Raw genomic sequence first — 25,588 nt, 5'->3', positions numbered from 1 at the left:
AAAAATATTTTATTATCACGATATCTCATATTCGGAAAGGGTGTTTGTATCAAGGGAAAAAGTCAAAGTGCAAGAGCTTCCTTTTCCCAAAGTAGATTGGATGTCCACTTCAGCTTTGTGCAATTCAGATATTCTCTGCACAAGGGGAAGTCCCAGCCCATATCCGCCTCCGCTTCGAGCTGTGTCCGCACGCCAAAAGAGGTCTCTGCATTTTTGAATAGCGTATTCATCCATCCCCTGGCCGGTATCCCAAATACGCAAATAGGCTTTCTGCTTTTTTATATCACTCCATGTTTCCACACCGATAGTTCCGCCTTCAGGAGTGTATTTGCTGGCATTGTCCAGGAGGTTTGTAACAACTCTTGTAAGAAGTTCAATGCTCCCGAAAACTGGGGCAAAAGAGAGTTTTTTCACCAGATGCTGACGTCTTGTTTTTTCAATGAGGGGAAACATGTTTTCACAGGCTTCATCAGCTGCCATAAGTAAATCCACCGATTCCATCCATTCTGGGCCTGAGAACTTTGAAAACCGGGACAACTCGAGTATAGACTCTACAATTTGTTGCATATTTTCGATCTGAACCATTATTTGCTGAAGCCGTTCCACGTAATAACTAGGTTCTCTAGTGGACATGAGCATTATTTCGATCTTTCCCTTGATGACGGCAATAGGAGTTCTAAGCTCATGGCTCGTATCTGCTGACAATTGCTTAAGTTGAGCAAGGGATTCTTCGTACTGGCGGAGCAGTTTATTAAGAGATTCGCGAAGCTCTACAAGTTGGGGATGATCCCCAAGAAAGGGTATTGTTACGCGGTCATTTTTTCTCTTCTTTTTTCGTAAGGATTGACACGTTTTTCGTAAGGGAGTGTAAATGCGAAGCTCAAGAAACCAGAGGGATATAAAAAAAGATAGTGCGCAACCGGCAAACAATCCTCCCATATAGGAAAAAAAGGAAGTTAAAGTGAAGGATGACGCTAACACAGCAAGGGACATAATTATAAAAAAAGAAATGGAAAAAAGGGACAACCTGAGGAGTTTCAGATTGCCCCTTTGGTTTGCTGAAGCCCTTGTTAAACGTATTTTAAAAGACCTAAGAAGTTTGCGAAGTTGCAAGTTCAATGCCTGATACCCTGGCTTTCCACTTAATGTTTAGATACAGTCTGGGCAAGTTACCTTGTACCCAACTCCTCGTACAGTTACAACCACTGTATCTAATCCTTGCTCGCGCAGCTTGTCTCTCAAATATTTTATATGTACGTCAACTACATTACTTGTCCCGTCATATTCTTTTTGCCAGACTTGAGAAATTATCTTTTCCCTGGTAAAAACTTGGTTTTCATGTCGAAGAAGCAATTCCAGAATATCAAACTCCCGTCTACGCAGTGGTAATATGGTGTTATCCACTCTACATTCCCTAGCTACTGGATCTATTGTCATAGATCCACAATGAAGGAGATTATGCTGCAACTCAGAAGTTCTCCTTAAAAGGGTACGAACTCTTGCAAGAAGCTCTCTGAAATCAAATGGTTTAACCAGAAAATCATCGGCACCCTTATTAAGGCCCTCTACCTTTTCGTCTACACTGTCTTTCGCCGTGAGAATAATGATAGGAAGAGTAGCACCATTTGAACGAAGTCTTTCAAGAACCTCTAGTCCGCTTATGCCAGGCAGCATGAGGTCCAGAACTATACACTCGCACTCCGGGTTCTTCGCTTTTTCCAGCCCTTCTTCTCCTGTATAAGCGCGCTCTACAGAAAACCCATTTTCTGCAAAGCCCTCGGCGAGAACCTGAACAAGATCCTTATTATCTTCAATAATAAGCAGTGACATGCTTATTACCTCCCCCCCGAACCAATTTATATTAAATGCTTTTGTTAACTCTCTATTATTTAACCATATACTTTAACCCATGTCGAGTGCAGAATTAGATTTTTTGAAAATTTATGTAGTTTTTCTGAATATGTGCGCAGGTAGTCAAAACATTGCCATATAGAAATATCCGTGGTAATATTCTTTAACCCATTACTAGGATCTACACAAAGCTGTATTTCTTGGTTTTCGGGATTTCATTAATTGAGGTGAACAATTATGTTGGAGAAGGATCAGAAACAGAGGATCATTGAAGAGTACCGCACCCATAATGTGGACACAGGGTCTCCAGAAGTTCAGATTGCCATGTTGACCGTGAGGATTCGTGAGCTTACAGAGCATATGAAGAACCACACAAAGGACTTCCATTCCAGGAGGGGACTTCTTAAGATGGTCGGAAGACGGCGTAAGCTTCTTCGCTATCTGAGGGAGAAAGACTTCAACAGATACCAGACTTTAATTGAACGCCTTGGTCTTCGTCACTAAAAAAACAGAATAAATTTTTATTCAAAGGTTTTTCTGTGCGAGAGCGGATATCCGCTCTCGCACTTTTTTTGTGGGATGTGTTATTCTTATCAAGTACAATACGAAGAGGTAGAAAATTAGAGGAGGAACAATGGATGAAAAAAGTATTTTCAATTGAGATCGGGGGTCATGAAATGACCTTCGAAACGGGGTGTGTGGCCAAACAGGCAAATGGTTCCATAGTGGCTAGGAGCGGGGATACAGTGGTTTTGACCACTACCTGCATTTCTGACACACCTCGTACGGGGATTGACTTTTTCCCCTTGCTAGTTGACTTTGAAGAAAGATATTACTCAGCAGGTAAAATCCCCGGAGGGTTTATCAAACGGGAAGGAAGACCAACTGAAAACGCCATTTTGAGTGCACGTGTCATTGACCGTTCTATACGTTCACTTTTCGATGAAAATCTTCGCTACGACATACATGTTGTTGCTACTGTGCTATCAGTAGATCAGCTTAACCCCCCCAGTGTACTCGCCATTAATGCAGCGTCTGTAGCTCTTATGATCTCTGAAATTCCGTGGGGAGGCCCCATAGGAGCTGTGCGCATCGGCTATATTAATGACCAGTTTGTAGTCAACCCTCTTGAAGAGCAAATGTTGGAATCCAAATTGGATTTGCTCGTATCTGGCCATAAGGACGGCATTACCATGGTTGAGGCGGGAGCTAACGAGGTATCAGAAGAGTTGCTCGTAGATGCTCTGGATCTTGCCCACACTGAAATTAAAAAGATTGTTGCCATGCAAGAAGAGATTCGGAAGCAGATTGGCAAGGAAAAGATAGATATTCCTGAACCAGAATTTTTTGAAGAGATAGATTCATGGCTAGGAGCAGAAATGCAAAAGCATGTATTAGAGGCAGTCAGTATTCACGAGAAAAAACCCAGGGCAGAAAAAATTCGTTACGTTAAAACCACATCTATCGAGCATTTCGCAGAAAATTATCCTGGTACGGAGGCTTATATTTCTGCGGCAGTTGACGAGATGGTGAAGAAAACAATGCGGTCCCGCATTCTTAATGAGCGAGAGCGGGCTGATGGTCGGGCAATGGATGAGATTCGCCCGATTACATGTGAAGTGGGAGTTTTGCCTCGTGTGCATGGTTCAGCTCTTTTTACCCGGGGCGAAACTCAGGCCCTCGTTGTGGCTACTTTGGGGATGATGGGAGTAGATGACCAGATTCTTGACGGCCTTAAACAGGACGAACCGAACAAGAGGTTCATCCTTCACTATAACTTTCCCCCCTATTCAGTTGGAGAAGTTCGTCCCATGCGGGGTCCGGGACGTCGTGAAATAGGGCATGGCGCCTTGGCTGAACGGGCTCTTCGCCCTATAATTCCCGATGAGGTTGAGTTCCCCTATGTGGTCCGTCTTGTTTCAGATATCCTGGAGTCGAACGGATCCAGTTCTCAGGCATCTATTTGCGGGGGAAGCCTTGCTCTTATGAACTCCGGAGTTCCCATTAACAGACATGTCGCTGGCATTGCCATGGGGCTCATAAAGGAAGGGGAAAAAGTAGAGATCTTGAGTGATATTCAGGGTCTTGAAGACCACTATGGTGATATGGACTTTAAAGTGGCCGGAACCCGCGAAGGTGTGACGGCCCTTCAGATGGATAACAAGGCAGGTGGCATTACTAGGGAAGTTCTTAAAAAGGCCCTCAATCAGGCAAAAGAAGGAAGATTGTTTATACTCGAGAAAATGGAATCTGCCATAGAAGAGCCTTCCGGCCTTTCTCCTTACGCGCCAAGGATTTATGTGACCCATATTGATCCTGAAAAAATCAGAGATATCATAGGCCCTGGCGGTAAGGTCATCCGAGGCATTACCCAGGAAACAGGAGTGAAGATCAATGTGGAAGATAATGGAGAAGTATATATAGCCGGAACATCAAGTGAGGGTGTTGAACGCGCACTGGCAATAATAAAGGGGCTTACAAAAGAATTGGAGCCAGGGGAAATATATCTGGGCAAAGTCACTCGGATTATGAATTTCGGGGCTTTTATAGAGTGTTTGCCAGGCAAAGAAGGTCTTCTCCACATAAGCGAAATCAGCCCTCACCGTGTCGGCAAAGTGGAAGATGTTTTTGGTGTTGGGGATACAGTCCTTGTCATGGTCAAAGAAATAGACGATATGGGACGGACTAATCTGACACGCAAGAAACTGTATGACCAGGAAGAAAGGGTTATAAAAGAGGGATTCGGCAAAGCCCTTGAAGAGGAGAAGGCAAAGGAAACCGCTATTGAAGCCAAAGCTGCTTCTGCTCCCCGTCCCGCTCCTGGCCAGCGTCGTGGTGGAAGTCAGGAACGGCCGGACCGTAGGCAGGGTGGACCTCGTCGATGAAGCGTGTAATGGTTAAGGTCGCCCGGCGAAACATAGAAATACCATTACCGGAATATGGAACTCCCTTTTCTGCCGGGGTGGATCTTCGTGCGGCGGAGCCTCTTCTTCTAAAGCCTGGAGAGAGGGGAAGTGTGGGTACTGGTCTCTATGTTGAGCTTCCAGAAGGTTATGAAGCTCAAGTGAGACCAAGAAGCGGTCTCGCTCTTCGTTCCGGTGTTACGGTGCTTAACACTCCAGGGACTATAGATTCTGATTACAGGGGGGAAGTTCGGGTTATCCTTATTAATCTCGGACAGGAACCTTTTCAGGTTATGCCACAGGATAGGATTGCACAAATGATCATAGCCCCTGTGGTTCAGTTAGTATGGGAGGAAAATGAATCCCTTTCAGATTCAGTACGTGGAGAAGGTGGCTTTGGCAGTACCGGTGTGAAGTAAAAGAGTTGACATTCTTACTTTTAGGTAGTATAAATTTCGCCAAATAGAATATGTAAGGCTATGAAGGGAAGAGTAGTTTTACGACCACTGAACAGAGAGTGGAGGCCATGGGCTGAGAGCCTCATGCAGCAGGGTAGACCGAAGACCATTCCTGAGCCGGCATCGAAGCTTGAAGCTTTTTGGCGTAAGATGCAGGGGAACGCCCCTTACAGCGTAAAGAGGGCCAGCTTTATAAGCTGGAACTGGAGTGGAACCGCGATATAGCCCACATCGTCTCCAGAAGGAGAGATGTGGGCATTATTTTTTAGGGGTGATACGCATGTTCGAGCTTAAAAACGCCAATGAGGATATGATAGAAATTGAAAGTGGCAGTGTTCTTAATGTATTGAAGCGCTGGGAGATGCATAAAGAGGCTGTGGCAGCCAAGATTAACGGTCGTTATGTTGATCTCTCAGCTGAGATCGCAGAGAGCGGATTGTTAGAAGCTATAGATGGCGCCAGCGAAGAGGGGCTTGATATTATACGGCACTCAGCAGCTCACCTTATGGCTCAGGCTTTTCAATCTCTTTATCCGGAAGCTCACTTTGGGATAGGCCCATCCATTAAAAACGGATTCTACTATGATATGGAACTCCCGGAATCAATTTCGGAGGAAGCGCTTCCAAAAATTGAAAAGGAAATGAAACGTCTTGCGAAGCGTGCTTTCCCCATAGAGCGCCAGATTTTGAAAAAAGAAGAAGCGATTGCCTTTTTTAAAGAGCGTGGAGAAAAGTACAAAGTGGAATTGATAGAGGAGATAGAAGATGGGACTGTGAGTCTGTACAGGCAGGGAGACTATGTAGACCTTTGCAGAGGGCCTCACGTACCGAATACTTCATGGATAAAGCATTTTAAACTTCTTTCAGTAGCCGGAGCTTATTGGAGGGGCGATGAAAAAAACATAATGTTGACCCGTGTCTACGGAACGGCTTTTGCAGATGAGGAATCTCTTCAAACTTATATAACAAGACTTGAAGAAGCGAAGAATAGAGACCACCGTAAAATAGGCAAAGAACTCGACCTTTTCAGTATTCAGCCCGAAGGTCCTGGATTTCCCTTCTTCCACCCCAAGGGCATGGCTATACTGAACAAGCTCACTGAGTTCTGGCGACAAGTTCACGAAAAGAACGGGTACTGCGAGATTCGAACCCCTCTTATTCTTGATCGCAGTCTTTGGATTCGTTCTGGGCATTGGGATCACTATCGTGACAACATGTATTTTACAGAGATCGACGAGATGCCTTTTGCCATTAAACCAATGAATTGCCCTGGTGGAATTCTTATTTATAAAAGTCAGATAAGAAGTTATCGTGATCTTCCCTTGCGGATGGCGGAATTAGGGATAGTCCACCGCCACGAGCGATCAGGTGTTCTTCATGGTTTAATGCGAGTACGTTGTTTTACGCAGGATGATGCTCATCTTTACTGCACACCAGAGCAGGTTAAAGATGAGATCAAAGGGATTATGTATCTTTGCCAGTACATATATAGGGATATCTTTGGCTTTAAATATACAATGGAGCTTTCTACCCGTCCTGAGAACTCCATGGGGTCAGAAGAACAGTGGAATATAGCTGAAACTGCCTTGAAAGAAGCTCTGGAAGAAACTAATATGCAATATCGCGTCAATCCTGGTGACGGCGCTTTTTATGGTCCCAAGATAGATTTCCACCTTGAGGATTGTATCGGACGTACATGGCAGTGTGGAACAATTCAGCTTGATTTCCAGATGCCTGAAAAATTCGACTTGACATTCGTCGGAGCTGACGGAAAAGAACATCGGCCCGTAATGCTTCACAGAACAATTCTGGGAAGTCTGGAACGGTTCTTCGGAATACTCATAGAACAGTTCGCTGGAGCTTTTCCTTATTGGTTAGCGCCTGTACAGGTCCGTTTGCTTCCTATCTCGGAAGATTTTCTTGATTATGCACGATTGGTTCAGGCGAAATTGGTTGCTAATAATATCAGGGTTGAAATAGATAGCAGAGATGAAAAGCTGGGGAAGAAGATCAGAGATGCCCAGATTCAGAAAATCCCATACATGGCCGTTATCGGAGAAAAAGAAGTTGCCAGCGATCAGGTCGCGCCTAGAGAGCGGAGCAGAGGGGATCTTGGTGCAATGTCAATCAACAGTTTTATTGATGTTTTAATGGAAGAAAAGAATCCGCTACTTAACAAGTAATTGCCAGATTTCAGCAGCTGTGATATAGTTTCTTAGTCTAAAGAAGAGGCCCACCCTCTCACCTGACGACGCAAGGCGTTGTTGTCTGGTCGAAACCATAACACTCTTTGAGAGTATTGCTTTGTATGTGTGAGGGTCGGTGGAAATCCATCGGCCCTTTTTTATATTATCACGGAGGTGAAGTGTTATAGCCAAAAGAGAAGCAGGGGAACCCCGCGTCAATGATGAAATCACTGTGAGTGAAGTGTTATTGATTGACGATAACGGAGTCAAAATAGGTGTCACCAAAATAGAGGATGCTTTACGTATGGCAGAAGAGAGAAATCTTGATCTAGTTGAGGTGGCTCCCCAGGCTAAAGTGCCAGTTTGCCGTATCCTTGATTATGGCAAATATCGTTATCAACTGCAGAAAAAAGAAAAAGATGCACGAAAGAAACAGAAGGGACAAACCCTAAAAGAAATCAAAATGCGTCCGAAAATCGATGAACACGACTATAATTTTAAGGTTAAGGCTGTTATGAATTTCTTGAAATGCGGACACCGGGTAAAAGTTTCTATTTTTTTCAGAGGTCGTGAGATGGCTTTCCTTGATAAAGGGCGCAATGTCCTTGCAAGAGTGGTTCATGACACAGAGAGTTTAGGCAAGGTAGAAGCAGAACCTCGTATGGAAGGTCGTTATATGAGAATGATGCTCACACCTTTAGGGCCGACAAAAACAAAGGAAACAAACAAACAGGATAAAAATCAGGAAGAAGTTGAACAGTCAGAGTAATAATCTTACAGAACAACTCTTTGGTGTAGTGTTTTAGTATACTTAACAGTGTGAAAGGAGGGTATTACTATGCCTAAGTTGAAATCTCATTCAGGAGCAAAAAAGAGATTCTCTTCAACCGGAACAGGCAAGTTCAGCTATAGAAAAAATGGAAGAGGGCATCTTTTGACAGGAAAGAGCAGAAGTCGTCTTCGTCGTCTCCGTAAAACGGGGTATGTTCCAGAAACATTGGCTGGAGATCTAAAAAAGCTGCTTCCCTATAGCTAGGGGTCGATTTCACGTATAAAATAAAGAATTTATGATTAAGAGAGGTGACATGCTATGCCTCGTGTTAAGGGTGGTAGCGTTAGTAATAAAAAAAGGAAAAAGCTATTTTCCATCACAAAAGGGTATTGGGGCAAAAAGAAGAATGTTTATAGAAGAGCGAGGGAAGCTTTTCTTAAATCTCTGTCTAGAGCCTATGATGACCGCAAACTGAAGAAAAGAGATTTTAGGCGTTTGTGGATCACTCGTATAAATGCGGCTGCGCGGGCCCAGGGGATGAGCTATAGTTCGCTTATAGCCGGACTTAAAAAAGCGGGCATTGGAATTAACAGAAAAATGCTTTCAGAACTGGCCATCAACGATATGCCGGCCTTTGCAAAATTGGTTGAACAAGCCCGTAATGCGTTAGGACAGTAGTTTTGAAAACGTATAGTTCTCTCCGAGTAGAGAGAACCATTGTAGCAGGGTTCCTATCGCTGATAGTGATAGGAACCCTGCTTATATGGGCCTTTAATTTGGAGGGAGAGCACTCTATCGCAGTTGTAGACGCTTTATTTACGGCGACATCTGCTGTTTGTGTTACAGGATTGACTGTTGTAGACACCGGTAAAGATCTGACGTTATTGTCTCAATGGGTTGTCCTTGTCCTTATACAACTGGGAGGACTTGGGGTTATGACTGCCGCTACGACCCTTCTACTACTTTTCAGACAAAAAATAGGGATACGCCAACGTTTGCTTTTTGCGGGAGGTCTTGGACTCGATACGCCGGCAGGAGCCATTAAGCTTCTTATCCTCATATTGAAGATGACTGTTGCAATAGAGGTGGCTGGGGCCGTCCCCCTTTTCATAGCATTTGTTCGGGACTACAACCCGGCGCGGGCTTTATATCTGGCTTTATTTCATAGCATTAGTGCTTTCTGCAACGCAGGTTTTTCTCCTTTCTCAACGGGCTTGCAAGGTTATGCTCATACTTTTCTTGTTCCCGCCACTATTATGCTTCTAATTATTTTAGGTGGTGCAGGCTTTCTTGTTCTTTTGGGAATAGCCCGATATATGAGAAGGGGTGAACCATTGACACCTCACTGCCACCTTGTCATAAAGGTTACAGGTATCCTGATCATTGGCGGAGCTTTTCTATTTCTTATTTCTGACTGGAACGGGGCATTTAGAGGACTATCTCCAACTCTTAAAGTATGGAACGCTCTTTTTCAGAGCGTCACCCCTCGCACTGCGGGGTTTGATACTATACGAACAGCGAACTTTACAGCTTTGGGGGTTTTTGTTACCTGCCTATTGATGATCATAGGGGCTTCTCCTGGCTCTACTGGTGGTGGGGTCAAAACGACGACCTTGGGACTTTTAGTCTATTCGGCTCTTTGTGAGATGAGGGGAAGAAATAACATTGTTTATGCTAATCGTAATATATCCTTTAATAATGTGCGCAGAGCTCTTTCGTTAAGCCTTCTGTACGTTAGTACCGTCCTTTTGAGTATAGTGTTATTGTCTTTTACGGAAACGGCTCCCTTCCACACATTGATCTTTGAAGCCTTCTCCGCTATGGGCACGGTGGGACTTTCATTGGGAATTACGTCGTCCCTTTCTACAATGGGTAAAATTATTCTTATAATGTTGATGTTCTGGGGAAGGGTTGGTATCCTTACATTTATGTACGTAGTAATAACTCGAGAAACACGGGATAATGTGAATTACGCTGCAACAAACATCCCGGTAGGCTAGGAGGCTAATGGGTATGGCTGAGAAAAGAAAAATGGTCCTTGTGGTTGGATTGGGACGTTTTGGCCTCTCCTTATGTGAAAAGCTGGCTGCTATGGGGCAGTATGTAGTTGGAGTTGATGCAGACCCGGCCAAAGTTGAAGCAGTAGCAGATATTATAGCTTTAGCAGCTCAGCTTGACGCTACTGATGAAGATGCTCTTATAAAAGTTGGGGCGAAAGAAGCGGACATCGCTGTCGTTACCATAGGAGAAAACATAGAGGCTAGTATTCTTGCAACCACTATAATCAAGGGGTTTAATATCCCCCTTGTTGTAGCTCGTGCTCAGACGGCACTTCATGCCAGAGTCCTTTCGCGGGTCGGGGCACATAGAGTTATTTTCCCAGAACGGGATATGGGGCAAAAAGTAGCGGAACAGTTTGTCCATCCTTGGCTTTCAAGTTTCTCTCAACTTCCGGGTGGAGACTATTTGGTGGGAGAAGTTATGCCATTGCGTGAAATGTTGGGGAAAAGCCTTGCCGAACTGGATTTTCGGAAGAAATATAATGCAATGGTTTTGCTTTTTGATAGGAAAGGGTCACGATTTTTGCCGTCGGCAGATACGGTTATAAATAAAGACGATCTCCTTCTTATCGCCGGTAAAAAGAATGATTTGGATAAACTTTTATTGGCCATTGAGGAAGAACGTGAAAGGGAGGGTAATGGAGCGTGAGCGAAATTCATAACAATATAGAAAAGTGTCGTGTTGAATTTCTGGATCAGCTTGAACAGGCCAGTTCTGCTGATGAAATTCAGGATCTGAAAGTGAAGTACCTTGGTAAAAAAGGGAAAGTCACGTCGCTTTTGAAAACTCTTGGATCACTGCCTCCAGAGAAAAGGCCAGCGGTGGGGCAGTTGGTCAACAAGCTGAGAGATGAAATAGAAGAACAGCTTTCAATACGCAAAACTTTTTTGGAAGAAAAAGAATGGGAGGAAGCAGAACAGAAAGAGTTCATTGATGTGACCCTCCCTTCTCGCGGCCGGACGTGGGGTGCTTTTCATCCAGTGGCACAGGTTACTATTGATGTCATAAATATCCTTTCAGGATTAGGCTTTTCTGTTGCTTTGGGCCCCGAGATCGAGGATGATTTTCATAATTTTGAGGCCCTTAATATTCCATCTTTTCACCCGGCAAGGGATATGCAGGATACTTTTTATTTTGATGAAAAACATTTGCTTAGAACACATACTTCTCCAGTGCAGGTTCGCTCTATGCTGAAATATGGGGCACCTCTTAGAATAGTATGTCCAGGAAAGGTCTATCGACGGGATAGTGACCCGACTCATTCACCCATGTTCCATCAGCTGGAAGGCCTTCTTGTGGATAAAGATATTGCCATTGCTGACTTAAAGGGATGCTTAGAAGTGCTGGTTAACAGTATTTTTGGTCGGCCGCTCAAAGCGCGATATCGAGCTAGCTATTTCCCATTCACCGAACCCTCTCTTGAACTGGACGTAGAGTGTGTTGAATGCTCTGGGAAGAATCCCCAGTGCCGTATTTGTAAAGGTACGGGCTGGCTTGAAATAGGCGGTCTCGGTATGGTTCACCCGAATGTTTTGAGAGCTGGTGGTATTGATCCTAATGTTTACAACGGCTTTGCCTGGGGAATGGGGCTTGATCGCCTTGCTCTGCTAAAGTACAAACTGACAGACCTCCGCGTTCTTTTTGAGGGGAATGTCCCCTATCTTCTTTCTGGGAGGTGCAAATCATGTTAGTGTCCTGGAATTGGCTTAATGGCCTTGTATCTATTCCCGCGTCTCTTGAAGAGGTTGCGGAAAAACTTACTCTCACTGGTTGCGAAGTAGAGGCAATAACTCGTCCATGCGAAAGGTTATCAGGTGTGCGGGTTGCCCAGGTTATTGCTCTCGAACCGCATTCTCGTAAAAATTCCCTTCGAGTAGCCTCTCTCAATTATGGGGAGGGGGCAGCAGTCTGTGTCACAGCTGCTACCAATTTAAAAATTGGAGATCTTGTACCTTATGGGCCTTCAGGTGCCGTACTTGCTGATGGAACAGTGCTTGGAGAAAGGGATTTTGATGGTGTGGTGAGCCAGGGGATGATGCTTTCGGCTGATGAAATTGGTCTCCCTGATATAGCTGATGAATCTGGCATTTTACGCCTACCTTCGGATGCTCCTGTCGGAAAAGACGTAAAGAAATATCTACGCCTGGACGATGCGGTTCTTGATATCTCTATTACACCGAATAGAGGGGATTTGTTGAGTGCTCTTGGCATCGCCAGGGAAGTGTACGCTCTTTTCCCAGATGTTGTAGGCAGGAAAAACTTTAAGAATCGTTCAAATGAAGGTATGGAGTGGCCTGTTAATTTCCGCTCTATATCTTTGGAGGACGAAGGTTGTCGGTGTTATCTGTTGGGACTTGCTACAGATGTCAAGATCGAACCATCTCCATTGCCTATACGCATATTACTATCTCTTATGGGTATGCGCCCCATATCCAATATAGTCGATGCTACCAACCTGACCATGCTTTTAATGGGTCAGCCTCTCCATGCCTTTGATCTAGACCGTTTACCAGAGAACGAAATTACAGTTCGCTCTGCCACGCCAGAAGAAAAGATCATTACTCTTGACGGCAAAGAAAGAGTCCTTGATCCCCTTGATATTCTCATTACAAGTGGAGGATCAGCCATTGGTATTGCTGGAGTTATGGGAGGGGAGAATACTGAAATTTGTGAAACGACTCGCAATGTTGTCATAGAAAGCGCTAATTTTGATGCAATAAGGGTTAGCCGCACTTCTCGCCGCCTTGGGCTTAATAGTGAAGCGGCTTTCAGGTACTCAAGGGGAGTAGATCCAGAACTCGTATACCCAGCTATGGCCTATGTTATTTCTCTACTGAAGAAGTGGGGCGCCGCTACCACGGAATGGGAAGTCCTTGAAGCAACAACAGGATCCATCAGCGGCCGTGAAGTAGTATTGACCCGGGAAAAACTCAATAAACTATTGTTATGGGATGATCTTCAAGAGTCTTCTCAAATTCTTGGGCGTCTTGGTATCAGAGAGGTGTCAAAAGAAAAAGAGAACATGCGTATTTTTAAAATCCCTTCTTACAGGCCAGATATCTCAATAGAGGAAGATCTTATCGAAGAAGTGGCCAGAATTCGGGGATATAACGATATGCCAAGTCGTCTCCCTCAAAAGATGAGCCATCCAGGAGAAAGAGGGGCATGGACGGAACTCCAGGCAGGTCTGCGCCAAATAGCGTTGGCAAGAGGATACATTGAGGTTGTAACATACTCTTTCCTGTCACCGTCTTATATAAAACTTCTTCGGTTGCCGGAAGATGATGAAAGGGCACACCCCTTTGTCTTATCCAATCCTCTTAGCGCAGACCTTTCGGCAATGCGGACATTGATGCTTCCAGGCCTGATTAACGCTCTTGCTTCTTCACTCCGATCCGGGTGGAGAGAGGCTGTTCGCCTATTTGAACTGGGCAGGGTATTCCTGCGGGATTCAGAATCAGACGCGGGGAAAAAAGAAGTAGAGAGGTTAGCAGGGCTTATCTACCCAGGCCGTGACATACGTAATGTTTATAAAGAATGTCTAGTAGAAGATTTTATGTCTGTCAAAAGCGATGTAGAAGCTTTTCTTCAGAGCAGGGGCGTAAATTACATCTTAAGGTTGGGGGCAGAACCCTTCGGACACGGGGGACAAACAGCTGAGATATGTATTGGCAATGAAAAAGTTGGCTACATTGCCCGGCTTAAACCATCCCTTGAAAAAGAACTGGACATGGGGTCCCCTATATATGCTTTTGAGATATCCCTTGATCCACTTATTGAGGATGTCCATCCTTTGTTCTGCGAAAATCCGCCATATCCTGCTGTCCACCGGGATATATCTCTTTTAGTGCCTGAAAATAAAGAAGGAAAGACAGTAGAAGATGAAATTCGTTCAGCAGCAGGTTCTTTGCTTTGGAACCTTCGTCTTTTCGATGTGTATAAGGGCCATGGCGTTCCGGAAGGATCGCGCAGCCTGGCTTTCTCCCTTGCCTATAGGGATATGAAACGCACGCTTAGCGATGAAGAAGTTGATGCAGTGCATAATAGAGTAAGGGAAGAAATGGCGTCAAAAGGGTATACTCTTCGCTAAATGATGAGTTCAGGAACGGAGGCACTGGCTATGATAACTCTGAATTCTATCGAACAACTGGCTAATCGTTTAGCAGAATTGCTAACAAAGTTAAAAGATGAAAACGAGCAGTTAAAAAAAGAAGCTCACTCTCTCAGGCAAAAAGTGTCAGAAAAAGATCTGGAGCATATACGAGAAACGAAAGAGCTTCAGCGAACAATAGAAAGACTTGAGCGAGAGAGAATGATGTTGCAAAAAGAAAAGGCTCAGCTAGACAATCAGATGAAGAGCGTTTACGATAAACTGAATGCCTTGTTACCAGAACAATCAGAACAAGGTCATAATTCCTAACAGAGGAGCTGAATGCTTTGTCTATCCCTGTGCGGGATGTAACGCTCAAGCTCGGTAAAAAGGAATACCACTTGAAAACAACATTGAACGAGGAATCATATGGGCGAGTTGTTTCATTGTTGAAAGAGTCTGCTGATAAGATTGGCAAAGAGACTGGCCAGGAGCATCTTTTGCTTCTGGTAAGTCTCCATCTTGCCTATTGTCTTGACCACGCCAATGAGACTTTTGAAGATATTATTCAAAAATATTCTCCAGGGGAAAATTCCAGACCATGACTCTGGCGTTAGGTATTGATATTTCAATTGTTTTTGTATTGATCTTTCTCTCTTTACGTGGGCTCTTCCGGGGGCTTACAGGTGAGTTGTTTTCTCTTGGTGGAGTAATTGGGGGGGCTTTTCTTGCATGGCATTTAGGCCCTGCCCTTTCCAGCTGGTATTTAGAGAAATGGGCCGGTAACCCTTCGATTGTTCTTGTCATTTCAATGGCCCTGCTGTTTATTCTTGTTGTTGTCATTGCGACCCTTGCATGCCGTATGGTTCAGATTTTTTTAAGATGGTCTGCCTTATCCTTCATTGATAGGATTCTTGGGGGGATGGCTGGAGCTCTGAAGGGAGTTTTCCTTGTCCTTTTCCTCTATGCAGTATTGATGGCGTTTTCCTCTTTTATATCTCCTCAGTGGTTTAAGGAGAGCATTGCTATGAAACTAGCTTCTCAGGCATGGCCGTATGTCAATACATTTCTTTATTCTGCGGAAGGGGATAACCTATCCCATGAAAGTACGTAAGGAAGTTTGGAATCTCCTTGAAATCGATAAAATTCTTTCTATCTTTGCTAAATCACTACGCAGCGATCTTGGCTTATCAGTTCTCACAGCTATAACTCCCTGTGAAACAATAGACACCCTTCGCAACCGCCAGAACCTCCTGATTGCTTATCGTGATTATGTTGATCGTTATGGAGATTTTCCTTGGAATCAGAATGTAAGCAGTGTTGCGGAAGAAATACATGCTGCTCGAAAAACTGCACTCTTGACAGGTCAGGAGCTAGTTGCTGTCCGCATGCTTCTGTTGCTTGCGACCAGAATCAAAGATGTTTTAAACCAAGTGAAAGATGAGTTCGCTCCTTTTGCAGGCGTGCTTAAGAAAATACGAGATTTCAAATACGAGATTGAATCACTTGCCGTCTTGGATGAAGATGGAAACCTTTTTGATTCTGCTACTCCGACTTTGTTGCGAATTAGAAAAAGTGAAGAGGCAGTTCGTCAATCAATTCGATTAAGGGCACAGGCCCTTTTCGCTAATTCCCGAATAAATAATATGTTGCAGGAACGTTTGCTCACTTTTAGACAGAATAGATTTACTGTTCTTGTCCGGCAAGAATTCGCATCTCGTTTCCCCGGCACGTTTATCGACCGCTCTGGTTCCGGTAACTCTGTTTACATGGAACCTCGAAGTCTTGCAGAGCTTAATAGCCGCCTTGTACTTCTTATACAGGATGAAGAAGAGGAAAAGAGGAGAATATTATCAGAACTCACTCAAATGATTCTTGGGAGAGAAAAAGCAATAGTCGACGCAGAAGGTGTTCTAGGTCAGATAGATATACTCTATGCTCTTACTGACGTTATGGGAAAATATGGATGGACTCTTCCGGAACTCTCAAAAAAGCCTTTTTTTGTCTTTTATGATCTACTTCACCCACTCTTGGGTGAAAAGGGAATCCCTCTTACAATTGAATGCGGGAGAAGCTTCCATGTCCTTGTTGTTACTGGGCCAAATACTGGTGGTAAAACAGTAGCCCTTAAAACTGTTGGTATGGGCATAATCCTTGCGTGGTGCGGTTTTCCCCTTCCAGCAAAGGAAGGAACTGTAGTTGGTAATCTTGACAACGTATTTGCAGACATAGGGGACGAACAGAGTATTGAGCAGAATCTTTCTACATTTAGCGCTCATCTTAAAAACATTATCCATATTCTTTCAGAAGCAACGCGATCTTCTCTTGTTCTTCTCGATGAACTTGGGGCTGGGACCGACCCTCAGGAAGGAGCGGCATTAGGAATAGCTCTCATAGACACTTTACGGGAAAAGAAAAGCATTACTTTAGCGACGACCCACCATAATCCTATTAAAAGCTACGCTTTAACTACTCCCCATGTGGAAACAGCGAGCATGGAATTTAACGTAGAGACCCTGGCGCCTACGTATCATCTTCTCATGGGCATCCCGGGGCGAAGTAATGCCATTTATATTGCAGAGCGTTACGGCATGCCGTCAGAAGTGCTTCAGAAGGCCAGGGCGACCCTTAAAGAGCAGGAAATATCCATGGAGGAAGTCATTGCAGATCTTCATGAGAGGAAGGCTCTGCTAAACCATGAGTGGGAAAAAATGGAAGAGCAACGTCAAAAGGCCGACCTTTTGAGCAAGGAGTATTCTGAAAAAATGAAGGCGCTTGAAGAACAAAGAGAGAAAATAATAGCCAAAGCAGAACAACAGGCTGCAACTGTTCTTGCATCAGCAGAAGAAGAGTCAAGGCGGATGATACGTGACCTGGACGAAGCAGCCAGGTCTGTGGTTCAAAGGAATTTACATGGGAAAAGAGAGAACATACGGGAAAAAAGAAAAGAACTTGAGCAAAAAGAGGAAAAGAGATTCATTAAAAAAATGAAGGATGAAAAACGCAATTTAGAAATAGGTGATGCTGTTTCAATTGCGGGGACCTCTATAACAGGCACTATACTGGCTCTGAAAGGAAATAAAGCAGAAGTGCAGGCAGGTGCTGCACGTATGGATGTTCCCTTGATCTCTTTGACACCAACGTCAAAAAAGGTCAGAGACGCCTTGCCGGAAAGCCCAGCCATGAGCGCAACTAAGCCTCAGGGCGTGCCCCTTTCCTTGATGATCAGGGGGATGACAGTAGACGAAGCCATGCCTCTGGTAGAGCAATATCTTGACAGAGCAATGCGCGCAGGATATCTGAGTGTAGAAATTATACATGGCCGAGGAGAAGGCATTCTCCGTCGGGAAGTTCACCAATTTTGTGCACATCTAAGTTATGTTGAAAGCTATCGTCTTGGCGGCCCCGGCGAGGGCGGGCATGGGGTGACAATTGTAACTTTTAAAAAGTAATAATGTTCAGACTTACTCAGTTGCAGTAAATCCTGGCACGTGGTAATATTTTCGACGTTCATTAGGTGCCTGTAGCTCAGCGGATAGAGCGTTGGCCTCCGGAGCCAAAGGTCTGGGGTTCGAATCCCCGCAGGCACGCCATTTAATAAAATAGCCGGGTCGCTTAAGCGGGCCGGTTTTTTTATTATGTTCTTATGTATAGCCTGTATAGCAGCAACTTGAGCTACTTGCCCTTATTTCACAATCCTGTCACGAAGTGCCACTTTCATTGCTTCTTCCATGGGTAAGAAAAGCCCCCCTTTTTTAAATTATAAAATAACAGATGACTTTTTGCCCGGTGTGCCATCAACGTTGACACTTCAGGTATCCATGCCTATACTTTGTATTAAATTAATGGGATAGTGTCCCGCGAGATGGTACGCCATTAGTATTATTGGCCTTATTTTAAGTTTATGAGTGTTGGGTGGCAGATATGAATCCGCTAATTTCTATGCGAACACAATAAATACTTTTCAAAACTATAACTATAACTATAACTATAAATATAAAGATTGTAGGAGGTATGTTATGACAACGCAATTGATTGAGTGTGTCCCTAATTTTAGTGAGGGTCGCCGCAAGGATGTTATCGAGGCAATCGTTGATTCTTTTCGCGGTAAGAGAGGACTCTATCTTCTGGACTACAGAGCTGACGAAGATCACAACCGCCTTGTTATCAGTCTTGTGGGCGAACCGGCTCCGATCCAAGAATCCCTTATCGAAGCAACAAAAACTGCACTGAAACATATTGACATGAATTTACATCATGGAGGGCATCCTCGCATTGGCGCAGTTGATGTCATTCCTTTTACTCCGCTTAAAGGTATCACTATGAAAGAGTGCGTCGACTTGGCACACTCTTTTGGTGAGTGCTATTTTAAAAATACAGGTATTCCTGTTTACTTTTACGAAGATGCGGCAAAGATGCCTGCAAGAAAGAAATTGGAAGTTGTCCGAAAGGGGCAGTACGAGGTTCTTAAGGATGAGGCAAAGAATAATCCAGATCGTTATCCTGATATTGGTGGGCCAGGGCTTCATCCCACAGCTGGAGGAACGGCAGTGGGAACAAGAAAACTTCTTGTTGCCTTTAACGTTAACCTTAAGACAGAAGATGTTGAGATAGCAAAGAAGATCGCAAACACTGTTCGTGCGTCTTCAGGTGGCTTCTGTCATGTTAAAGGCATTGGCCTTGCACTTGAAGAGCGTGGAATTACACAAGTCAGTATGAATTTGGTTGACTACGAGGCAAACTCTCTTTACAGGGTACTCGAAACAATTCGTATGGAAGCAAAGCGTTGGGGTGTGTCGGTTCTCGAGACAGAAATCTATGGTATGATTCCAGCCAAGGCTCTTATTGATAGTGCAGCTTATTACTTACAAATTGCAGACTTCGACCCCTCACAGGTCCTTGAGCTCCGGCTTCTTGAGCTTATGGGAAAAAATGGCGAATAATAATTAGGAGAAAGCTTCATGGACAACGATTACATATTTGCAATAAAAAGAAGGTGCCCTCATGGCGCGCGAAGAATATTTTAACAGGTCTCTTTTGCGGGCACTTTTGATAGTTGAAGCCCTTGGTAAAGAAAAAACTCCCCTTGGAATAGGTGAGATTAGTAGATTGACAGGGTTAAGCAAAAGTACAACCCATCGGTTAGTTTTGACATTAGAGAGCAGAGGGTGGTTAAAACGATTGCCTGATAACGACAAGTATTGCTTGGGAATGAAGTTTGTCACCCTCTCATGGATAGCGCGCGAGGAGTTTGCTTCATGTCGGGAAGTTCACCCTTTTTTATGCAAGCTAGCCGATATTACTAAAGAAACGGTATTGCTTAACGTGTGGAATAATAACGAAGTTATTTGTGTCGACAAAATTGAAGCATCTCAGCAAATTAGCGTCACACCGAAGTTGAATCAATCTTTCCCCATTCATGCGGGAGCATCTGGCTTTGCGGTTCTTACTACAATGCCTTTTCAAATGGTTGCGCAAATATTTAATACACGTAAATTTGAAACTTATACAGCACGCACGTTGATTGATCCGCAAAAACTTCTAAGGAAATACGCTGAAGCAAAAGAAAAGGGCTATGTCATAAGCTTTGGGGAAAAGGATGATGGTGTTACTGGTATAGCAACCGGACTTTATTTTCCTCATGAACAGAACTATGCGAGCATTTCTGTAGTTTTACCAGACTCACGTGCCACAGAAGATGTTAACGAGAAAATTATTTCTGCTGTTTTGGACATAAAAGAAGAGATCAATCTACATTTTAATTTTGCGACAAAGAGCATTTAGTAGGAGGCAGAACTTATTGTGGTTGTAGCGGCTTGGAGAAAAGGGGACAACCTCAAGGAATGGTGGGATGTGAACATTGTATGTAGAGCTATTGATAACGTTGTGTTTGTGGCGGCAGTGAACAGGATAGGCCCCGCTAATGATAAGAGGGAGTTTCTTGGCAGGTCTGCCGTGATTGATCCCAAGGGATATGTTGTTTCAGGTAAGGTAGATGAAAAAGAGAGGATAATATTTTCAGAGATAGACTTGGACGATGTAAGAGAATGTCGCTTTAATAATCCAGTTTTGCTTGATCGTAATTTAAATGAATACTATATATTAAATAGATTGTGTGAGTCTTTATAAACAGATAGAGTAGGTGGCTCCTTTATTGCATCTTCAACCTGGTAGACAAAATAAGAGCCTCCAAGTTGAGTGTCTCAAACTACGATTTACGAAATTCAAGAATACGTCGTGACTTCAAGTTTTTTGGGGTAAATTAGTAGCCTTGATTTTTAATATGGCGTATGTTTTCTTTTTAAATTTTTCTATTTTAGCAGCGTAAAGAAAAGAAACATGTAATGTGATTTTTTAATTTTTGACTATGATTCATATGAAGAAAGCCGTTAATCAGTGCTTTGAAAAAAACGAAGCTCTGAAAATAAAGGTCTGGGGTTCAAATCCTCGCAGGCACATCATTTTGTGACGTAAGCCGGATTGAAAAGGAAATGATTAGGGTGAAACTCTTTACTGCTTCAGCATTGCTTGTGCTGTTTGTTTTTCTCGGACTTGGTACGATCGTTGCCCGTAAAATAAAGGAAGCCAGTGATTATACAGTTGCAGGACGAAAAGCAGGGGTAAGCGGAGTCGCGGGTGTTATTATGGGGGCTCTTATTGGAGGGGCTTCTACGGTGGGAACCGCTCAGATGGCTTACGAATATGGCCTTTCAGCATGGTGGTTCACTCTGGGTGGCGGCATAGGGTGTCTCATTTTGGGATGGGGATTTGCATCTCCTTTGCGAAGTTCTGGTGTTGTGACCATTCCAGAATTTCTTAAAAGACATTATGGCAGATCAGTCAGCATGCTTTCCATGGTGGCATCATCAGTTGGAACATATATTTCTGTGGTTGCTCAATTTCTTTCAGGTGTTGCTTTGTTGCAGACAGTTTTTCCTTTCCCTTCTTTTGTTGCATCCATTGGTGTAGCTTGTCTGATCCTTGGATTTCTGTGTTTAGGCGGTCTGAAAAGTTACAGCGTTATAGGGAAAGCAAAGATAGCGATGCTCTTCCTTATTCTGACAGTTTCGGTATTACTTGGTATGGGTAAAGGAGTAACCCCCTCCTGGCTTTATCATAATATTGGAAATAAAACTTTATTCAGCCCCTTCGGATTTGGCGTGGGAAAGGGACTGGGAGCGTTTCTGTCGATGATAGTTGGTATTTTCTGTACTCAAATTTATATACAAGGAGTTTTTGCAGCTTCAAATCCAGACACGGCTCGTAAGGGGACGTTATTAGCTGGTATCCTTATTCCTCCCCTTGGCTTAATGGGGATTTACATAGGTCTTTTTATGAGGACTGCTGGTGTTTCTATTGTACCGTCACAAGCTCTGCCAATGTTCATACGCTTGTACTTTCCTCCCATCCTGGGTGGAATATTCTGGGCAGGAATATTGATAACTGTAGTTGGTGCTGCTGCAGGTCTTTCTTTTGGTATTGCTACAAATCTAGTGCAAGATTTTCTGAAAGCCTTGCCATATATGAAAATGGATGAAAAAAGAGCTCTTTTTATGAGTAGGGCAGCTGTGATTTTTATAGTTCTAAGCGCAGCTTATATGGGAGAGTTGTTTAGTGGTGATATGATTCTTCAGTGGAGTTATTTAAGTATGAGCCTGCGGGGGGCTGGAACTTTTTTCCCTTTCATCGTTGCCCTTCTGTTCCCCCTTCAGCTTTCTCCCTGTTGGGCATTATGCTCTGCTGGTGGAGGCTTATTGGCAGTATTGATAGCGCCTTTTATATTTACTAATGTCCCCCCGCTTTTTCTTGGACTTTTAGTTTCAGCGTCTTTCTCTGGCTTAGGTATTTGTTTACGGAGGTGATTTTTATGATCGGGCAGACCAAGATTATGAAAATAATAGATTCTACTGAAAAAGTAATAAAAATTATAGTTGATCCCAATCCTTTCCACCCTGCAGGAGGAGGTCAGCCAGGAGATACGGGTTGTTTAAGGGCTGAAAATTTTCTTGCCCATGTCATAGATTGCCAAAAAGAAGGAGAAGAGATTGTCCTTTATATAAAAGTCAAAAGTGGTACCATCCATGAAAATATGCAAGTTGAAAGTTTTGTTGACTTGGAGCGCCAGTGGCTTCTTTCGCGGATGCATTCCGGGGAACATGTTATTTCAAAGGTACTTGAGAACACATACCCAGAACTGCATATTTATAAAGTTGACGTAGGAACAGAATCCACAGCGGTATATTTGCGTTATCCTCACGAATTGAACTGGGAAATTCTTTTTAAGGCCGAGGAAGACGCAAATGAAGTTGTTAAAAAAGATCTTCCTGTCACTGTGAATGTATTGTCTCCTGAAGATGCAAAAAAGATGATAGATCTGAAAGCAAACTGGGAGCGTATAGGGGAAAATGATTTGGTTCGTGTGGTGACTATCCCCGACTTCGATATGATTGCGTGCTCAGGGACCCACGTTTGCAGAACTTCCGATATTGGAGGTGTTTTTATAGAAGGATTCAACGGCAGAGCTCCTGAATGGGAGTTTCGCTTTACGGTCCATAGAGAAGAGGCAATGAGGAAAGAGAGCTATGTTATGCGAAAATTGCTTCGTACCATTGGTTGTCCTCTTGAAAAACTCGAAGAAGTTTTTAAAAGACTTCAAATGGGAAACAAAGCTCTTATCAAAGGATTGGATCATCTTAAAGAATATGTTTCCTTCCCCTGGGTAGAGCAGTCTATGGGGGGGCATCCTCTGTATTCCTTTGAACTTCCAAATATTCCTATAGAAGTAGTTTCTTCCTGTGTAAGTCGAAAACTTAAAGAGATACCAGAGGCGATTTGTCTTTGTATAGTACCAGCCGAGGAAGGATGTCATTTCCTTTTAGGAGGAGGAGAAAAAACATCCCTTGATCTTCAGGGTTTTGTGAAGAACAATAGGACGTTAGGGATCAGAGGCGGCGGACGAAAAGATTGGGTGAGCGGGAAGGCTCAATGTACGTACCTTGCTCGATGGGTAGAGGAACTTCAGGTTTATTTTGTAAATAGATAATAGGATCCTTTTTGTCCTTACTTGAGAAAGGGGGCTTCCTGATACCAGGAAGCCCCCTTTCATGGACTTTATATGTTTATCTCTTAAAATTCAGGAATTTTCATTCCTTTTTCTTTGTAGAATTTAGCAGCTCCGTCATGTAAAGGCACAGATACGCCATCAAGGGCAGTTTCAAGGGTAATAAGTTGAGCTTTGGCGTGAATCGGACGAAGTTCCTCAATATTATCCCAGAGGGCCTTTGTCATGCGGTAAACAAGATCTGCAGGCAGATCTGCGTCACAGATAAGCAGAGCCATTACGGCAGGAGTTGTAACATCATGATCGACTCCCTGGTAGGTTCCTGCAGGGATAACACTTCTTACAAAATAGGAATATTCTTTAACTAGTTTGGAGAGGAATTCTTCGTTAAACTCTACCAGATCAACATCATGCATGGTGGCAAGATCCATGATCGAAGATGTGGGATATCCAGCGACGACAAACCCTACGTCAAGCTGTCCGTCTTTAAAGCGCTGGGTCGTATTGTTAAAGTCAAGGAAATCTGTTTGCATATCGCCATATTTTATGCCAGCGACTTTCAGAATAGCATCTACATCTCCCTGTACTCCAGAGCCGGGGGCTCCCACTGAAACCCTTCTTCCTTTAATATCCATAATGTCTTTAACGCCGCTTCCCTTCAGCGTAATGCAGTGAACGTGTTCGGGGTAAAGAGAGGCTACAACGCGGATATTATCGTATGCGCCTTTTTTGAAGGGGCCAGTTCCTTTTGCAGCCCAATAGGCAATATCGTTCTGTGCAAAGGCCATTTCAATCTGATGAGTCCCAAGAAGGTTGATATTGGCCACAGAGGCATTCCCTGTTTCTGAAGTGACTTGTACGTCTTCAAGATGGCGAGTCAGAATGTCTGCTATACCGCCGCCTAAAGGATAATAAGTACCACCGGTACCACCTGTTGCGATGGAAATAAATGTCTTTGCAGAGGCGGCTCCGGCAAAGACGGCAAACAAAAGACATAACACAGCTACAGCAACCGTTGTCTTTCTCATCATGTTTCTCATTCCCCCTCGAAAGTTTTTTGTTTCTTTTTATGCCAACATACTTTCATAAAACAGGAAACTTTCTTCCTCACATCCCCCCATTTCATTTTTCTTGTTTCATATAGTATAAAGCTATTATGAAAGACTATCAAGAATAGAGTGTTTTTAAAGGTTTATAAAGGTTTTTTAATAAAATTCATACAAAGAGAGCTTCTTAAATAAATATGCTATAGTAAAACAAGTATTCGAGAGGAGAGGTGTCTGGCATGCTCTGGAAAAAAATATTTAATAATCAGGAGGAAGTCATAATGGAGGAGGTTATGGCTGAGGAAGAAAAAGTGGAAAATAATATAGGGTGCTCGCAGCGTGGAATTGACTTGGAGTTACATATCCATGTTCATTTAAATGATGAAAACCAGGTTGGTCGGGCAGCGTTGCTATTAGCGTCTACCACCACTCCTGATTCAGAGAATGAACTAAAACGGGAATTATTACAGAATGGTTGGCGGTCAGTTGCAACAGAAGTTGGAGGACTGGCAGGGGATCTCCCTCAAAAAATTACTCGAGCCCTTGTTGGAGCTTCTTTAAATGCTGGAGTAGTAGAGAAGACTCGTAATGAGATGCACGCCCTTATGCATGCGGCAGTAGAGGCTCTAGAAGGTTTTTTAACGGTGGGAATGCTAGAGGCGAGTGTCGGAGCTAAAATAGCAATTGTACGTAATGATCGTTGGATTGCAGTGGCAGTTATGGGCGATACAGCATATCATGCCGTTGCCCATCATGAGAGATGCGGTCTCGGTGTAATGCATATCTAAATAACCGCTTGCATGTCTTTATTCCATATGGTAAAGTGCATATTTGTTCAGTAAAGAAAAGTTTTGGAGGTGCAACATAGATGAAAAAGGGAATACATCCCGAATATAAGGAATGTGTTGTAACGTGTGCTTGTGGCAATACGTTTAACACTCACTCCACTTCTTCCGAGATCCGCGTGGGGGTCTGTTCTGAATGCCACCCCTTCTTTACCGGCAAAAAGGGAAGCCGGGTTGTGAGCGAAGCTGGTCGTCTTGAAAAATTCCGTAAGAAATACGAAGGTATCAATTACGGACAGCGCGAAGTAGAAACAGAAGAGTAGAAAGGGGGGCAAAGCTCCCCTTTTTTTACATGCTTTTGAAGGATAGGAGCTGA

The 25,588-nt window shown here is 43.7% G+C and carries 25 protein-coding genes, 1 tRNA gene and 1 other annotated feature; of the genes, 23 read left to right on the top strand and 3 right to left on the bottom strand.

What is annotated here, in order from left to right:
- Positions 1–15: 15 nt before the first annotated feature.
- Together BUC50_RS08955 and BUC50_RS08950 are read right to left on the bottom strand one after the other, a co-directional pair.
- Positions 16–939 carry a sensor histidine kinase gene (locus tag BUC50_RS08955; RefSeq protein WP_286677365.1) on the bottom strand — a complete coding sequence of 308 codons (924 nt, stop codon included), beginning with the start codon at positions 937–939 and terminating at the stop codon, positions 16–18.
- 210 nt (positions 940–1,149) lie between these two features.
- Positions 1,150–1,830, bottom strand: a complete 681-nt coding sequence (locus BUC50_RS08950; protein ID WP_013048100.1) for a response regulator transcription factor — start codon at positions 1,828–1,830, stop codon at positions 1,150–1,152.
- Positions 1,831–2,088: 258 nt separating this feature from the next.
- On the opposite strand from BUC50_RS08950, the gene rpsO reads away from it, so the two are divergent.
- The 21 genes from rpsO to BUC50_RS08845 all read left to right on the top strand — a co-directional run bounded on the left by rpsO (position 2,089) and on the right by BUC50_RS08845 (position 23,363).
- Positions 2,089–2,355 (top strand): 30S ribosomal protein S15, encoded by a 267-nt coding sequence (gene rpsO, locus BUC50_RS08945; protein WP_013048101.1) that lies wholly within the window; start codon positions 2,089–2,091, stop codon positions 2,353–2,355.
- Between the two features lie 134 nt (positions 2,356–2,489).
- Positions 2,490–4,736, top strand: coding sequence for a polyribonucleotide nucleotidyltransferase (locus tag BUC50_RS08940; protein ID WP_286677364.1), 2,247 nt, complete (start codon positions 2,490–2,492; stop codon positions 4,734–4,736).
- Positions 4,733–5,173, top strand: coding sequence for a dUTP diphosphatase (dut, locus tag BUC50_RS08935; protein ID WP_013048103.1), 441 nt, complete (start codon positions 4,733–4,735; stop codon positions 5,171–5,173). The genes BUC50_RS08940 and dut overlap by 4 nt, the downstream gene beginning before the upstream one ends.
- Before the next feature lie 51 nt (positions 5,174–5,224).
- Positions 5,225–5,454 (top strand) — a binding site (T-box leader).
- A 38-nt stretch (positions 5,455–5,492) separates the two neighbouring features.
- The gene (gene thrS / locus BUC50_RS08930) at positions 5,493–7,394 is read left to right on the top strand and encodes a threonine--tRNA ligase (protein WP_286677363.1); all 1,902 of its coding nucleotides are present in this window, start codon (positions 5,493–5,495) and stop codon (positions 7,392–7,394) included.
- 187 nt (positions 7,395–7,581) lie between these two features.
- Positions 7,582–8,166: a translation initiation factor IF-3 gene (infC, locus tag BUC50_RS08925; RefSeq protein ID WP_083775765.1), complete on the top strand. Its 585-nt coding sequence runs from the start codon at positions 7,582–7,584 to the stop codon at positions 8,164–8,166.
- A 69-nt stretch (positions 8,167–8,235) separates the two neighbouring features.
- The gene (gene rpmI / locus BUC50_RS08920; protein ID WP_013048106.1) at positions 8,236–8,433 is read left to right on the top strand and encodes a 50S ribosomal protein L35; all 198 of its coding nucleotides are present in this window, start codon (positions 8,236–8,238) and stop codon (positions 8,431–8,433) included.
- A gap of 54 nt (positions 8,434–8,487) precedes the next feature.
- Positions 8,488–8,847, top strand: a complete 360-nt coding sequence (gene rplT, locus BUC50_RS08915) for a 50S ribosomal protein L20 (protein WP_013048107.1) — start codon at positions 8,488–8,490, stop codon at positions 8,845–8,847.
- A gap of 2 nt (positions 8,848–8,849) precedes the next feature.
- Positions 8,850–10,169 (top strand): TrkH family potassium uptake protein, encoded by a 1,320-nt coding sequence (locus BUC50_RS08910; protein ID WP_013048108.1) that lies wholly within the window; start codon positions 8,850–8,852, stop codon positions 10,167–10,169.
- 13 nt (positions 10,170–10,182) lie between these two features.
- Positions 10,183–10,878 carry a potassium channel family protein gene (locus BUC50_RS08905; RefSeq protein WP_013048109.1) on the top strand — a complete coding sequence of 232 codons (696 nt, stop codon included), beginning with the start codon at positions 10,183–10,185 and terminating at the stop codon, positions 10,876–10,878.
- Complete coding sequence (gene pheS, locus BUC50_RS08900; protein WP_013048110.1) at positions 10,875–11,921, top strand: phenylalanine--tRNA ligase subunit alpha; 1,047 nt, start codon at positions 10,875–10,877, stop codon at positions 11,919–11,921. Before BUC50_RS08905 ends, pheS begins: the two co-directional genes overlap by 4 nt.
- The gene (pheT, locus tag BUC50_RS08895) at positions 11,915–14,320 is read left to right on the top strand and encodes a phenylalanine--tRNA ligase subunit beta (RefSeq protein ID WP_013048111.1); all 2,406 of its coding nucleotides are present in this window, start codon (positions 11,915–11,917) and stop codon (positions 14,318–14,320) included. Before pheS ends, pheT begins: the two co-directional genes overlap by 7 nt.
- Positions 14,321–14,650 carry a hypothetical protein gene (locus BUC50_RS08890; protein ID WP_286677362.1) on the top strand — a complete coding sequence of 110 codons (330 nt, stop codon included), beginning with the start codon at positions 14,321–14,323 and terminating at the stop codon, positions 14,648–14,650. It abuts the gene before it with no gap.
- A gap of 17 nt (positions 14,651–14,667) precedes the next feature.
- Positions 14,668–14,925, top strand: a complete 258-nt coding sequence (locus BUC50_RS08885; RefSeq protein ID WP_013048113.1) for a cell division protein ZapA — start codon at positions 14,668–14,670, stop codon at positions 14,923–14,925.
- Positions 14,922–15,434 (top strand): CvpA family protein, encoded by a 513-nt coding sequence (locus BUC50_RS08880; protein WP_013048114.1) that lies wholly within the window; start codon positions 14,922–14,924, stop codon positions 15,432–15,434. Before BUC50_RS08885 ends, BUC50_RS08880 begins: the two co-directional genes overlap by 4 nt.
- The gene (locus BUC50_RS08875; RefSeq protein WP_013048115.1) at positions 15,421–17,772 is read left to right on the top strand and encodes an endonuclease MutS2; all 2,352 of its coding nucleotides are present in this window, start codon (positions 15,421–15,423) and stop codon (positions 17,770–17,772) included. The genes BUC50_RS08880 and BUC50_RS08875 overlap by 14 nt, the downstream gene beginning before the upstream one ends.
- A gap of 65 nt (positions 17,773–17,837) precedes the next feature.
- Positions 17,838–17,913 (top strand) — tRNA-Arg (locus BUC50_RS08870).
- Between the two features lie 426 nt (positions 17,914–18,339).
- Positions 18,340–19,263: a glutamate formimidoyltransferase gene (ftcD, locus tag BUC50_RS08865; protein WP_013048116.1), complete on the top strand. Its 924-nt coding sequence runs from the start codon at positions 18,340–18,342 to the stop codon at positions 19,261–19,263.
- 61 nt (positions 19,264–19,324) lie between these two features.
- A complete protein-coding gene (locus tag BUC50_RS08860; protein ID WP_273015425.1) occupies positions 19,325–20,104 on the top strand; it encodes an IclR family transcriptional regulator in 780 nt (259 codons plus the stop codon).
- Between the two features lie 18 nt (positions 20,105–20,122).
- Positions 20,123–20,449 (top strand): nitrilase-related carbon-nitrogen hydrolase, encoded by a 327-nt coding sequence (locus BUC50_RS08855; protein WP_213700312.1) that lies wholly within the window; start codon positions 20,123–20,125, stop codon positions 20,447–20,449.
- A 362-nt stretch (positions 20,450–20,811) separates the two neighbouring features.
- A complete protein-coding gene (locus BUC50_RS08850; protein ID WP_286677361.1) occupies positions 20,812–22,182 on the top strand; it encodes a sodium:solute symporter family protein in 1,371 nt (456 codons plus the stop codon).
- A 5-nt stretch (positions 22,183–22,187) separates the two neighbouring features.
- Complete coding sequence (locus BUC50_RS08845; RefSeq protein ID WP_286677360.1) at positions 22,188–23,363, top strand: alanine--tRNA ligase-related protein; 1,176 nt, start codon at positions 22,188–22,190, stop codon at positions 23,361–23,363.
- Between the two features lie 83 nt (positions 23,364–23,446).
- Here BUC50_RS08845 and BUC50_RS08840 read toward each other — a convergent pair whose 3' ends face one another.
- Positions 23,447–24,412, bottom strand: coding sequence for a TAXI family TRAP transporter solute-binding subunit (locus BUC50_RS08840; protein ID WP_273015709.1), 966 nt, complete (start codon positions 24,410–24,412; stop codon positions 23,447–23,449).
- Between the two features lie 296 nt (positions 24,413–24,708).
- Here BUC50_RS08840 and BUC50_RS08835 point away from each other — a divergent pair, with 296 nt between their 5' ends.
- Positions 24,709–25,215, top strand: a complete 507-nt coding sequence (locus BUC50_RS08835) for a HutP family protein (protein ID WP_041459526.1) — start codon at positions 24,709–24,711, stop codon at positions 25,213–25,215.
- Between the two features lie 80 nt (positions 25,216–25,295).
- Complete coding sequence (gene rpmE, locus BUC50_RS08830; protein WP_013048121.1) at positions 25,296–25,535, top strand: 50S ribosomal protein L31; 240 nt, start codon at positions 25,296–25,298, stop codon at positions 25,533–25,535.
- The last annotated feature ends 53 nt before the right edge of the window (positions 25,536–25,588 follow it).

Source organism: Aminobacterium sp. EBM-42, assembly GCF_001896635.1.
Lineage (GTDB): Bacteria > Synergistota > Synergistia > Synergistales > Aminobacteriaceae > Aminobacterium > Aminobacterium colombiense.
The sequence above is the reverse complement of the archived record's forward strand: the minus strand, read 5'-3'. Positions and strand labels throughout refer to the sequence as shown.

Bases quoted from the DNA above. Each gene is read 5' to 3' on its own strand.
- BUC50_RS08835 (WP_041459526.1), top strand. From the start codon at position 24,709: ATGGAGGAGGTTATGGCTGAGGAAGAAAAAGTGGAAAATAATATAGGG.
- rplT (WP_013048107.1), top strand. From the start codon at position 8,488: ATGCCTCGTGTTAAGGGTGGTAGCGTTAGTAATAAAAAAAGGAAAAAG.
- dut (WP_013048103.1), top strand. From the start codon at position 4,733: ATGAAGCGTGTAATGGTTAAGGTCGCCCGGCGAAACATAGAAATACCA.
- BUC50_RS08940 (WP_286677364.1), top strand. From the start codon at position 2,490: ATGAAAAAAGTATTTTCAATTGAGATCGGGGGTCATGAAATGACCTTC.
- rpmE (WP_013048121.1), top strand. From the start codon at position 25,296: ATGAAAAAGGGAATACATCCCGAATATAAGGAATGTGTTGTAACGTGT.
- pheT (WP_013048111.1), top strand. From the start codon at position 11,915: ATGTTAGTGTCCTGGAATTGGCTTAATGGCCTTGTATCTATTCCCGCG.
- BUC50_RS08890 (WP_286677362.1), top strand. From the start codon at position 14,321: ATGATGAGTTCAGGAACGGAGGCACTGGCTATGATAACTCTGAATTCT.
- ftcD (WP_013048116.1), top strand. From the start codon at position 18,340: ATGACAACGCAATTGATTGAGTGTGTCCCTAATTTTAGTGAGGGTCGC.
- BUC50_RS08875 (WP_013048115.1), top strand. From the start codon at position 15,421: ATGAAAGTACGTAAGGAAGTTTGGAATCTCCTTGAAATCGATAAAATT.
- BUC50_RS08905 (WP_013048109.1), top strand. From the start codon at position 10,183: ATGGCTGAGAAAAGAAAAATGGTCCTTGTGGTTGGATTGGGACGTTTT.
- rpmI (WP_013048106.1), top strand. From the start codon at position 8,236: ATGCCTAAGTTGAAATCTCATTCAGGAGCAAAAAAGAGATTCTCTTCA.
- BUC50_RS08845 (WP_286677360.1), top strand. From the start codon at position 22,188: ATGATCGGGCAGACCAAGATTATGAAAATAATAGATTCTACTGAAAAA.
- BUC50_RS08850 (WP_286677361.1), top strand. From the start codon at position 20,812: ATGATTAGGGTGAAACTCTTTACTGCTTCAGCATTGCTTGTGCTGTTT.
- thrS (WP_286677363.1), top strand. From the start codon at position 5,493: ATGTTCGAGCTTAAAAACGCCAATGAGGATATGATAGAAATTGAAAGT.
- BUC50_RS08880 (WP_013048114.1), top strand. From the start codon at position 14,922: ATGACTCTGGCGTTAGGTATTGATATTTCAATTGTTTTTGTATTGATC.
- BUC50_RS08840 (WP_273015709.1), bottom strand. From the start codon at position 24,412: ATGATGAGAAAGACAACGGTTGCTGTAGCTGTGTTATGTCTTTTGTTT.
- rpsO (WP_013048101.1), top strand. From the start codon at position 2,089: ATGTTGGAGAAGGATCAGAAACAGAGGATCATTGAAGAGTACCGCACC.
- BUC50_RS08955 (WP_286677365.1), bottom strand. From the start codon at position 939: ATGGGAGGATTGTTTGCCGGTTGCGCACTATCTTTTTTTATATCCCTC.
- BUC50_RS08950 (WP_013048100.1), bottom strand. From the start codon at position 1,830: ATGTCACTGCTTATTATTGAAGATAATAAGGATCTTGTTCAGGTTCTC.
- BUC50_RS08860 (WP_273015425.1), top strand. From the start codon at position 19,325: ATGGCGCGCGAAGAATATTTTAACAGGTCTCTTTTGCGGGCACTTTTG.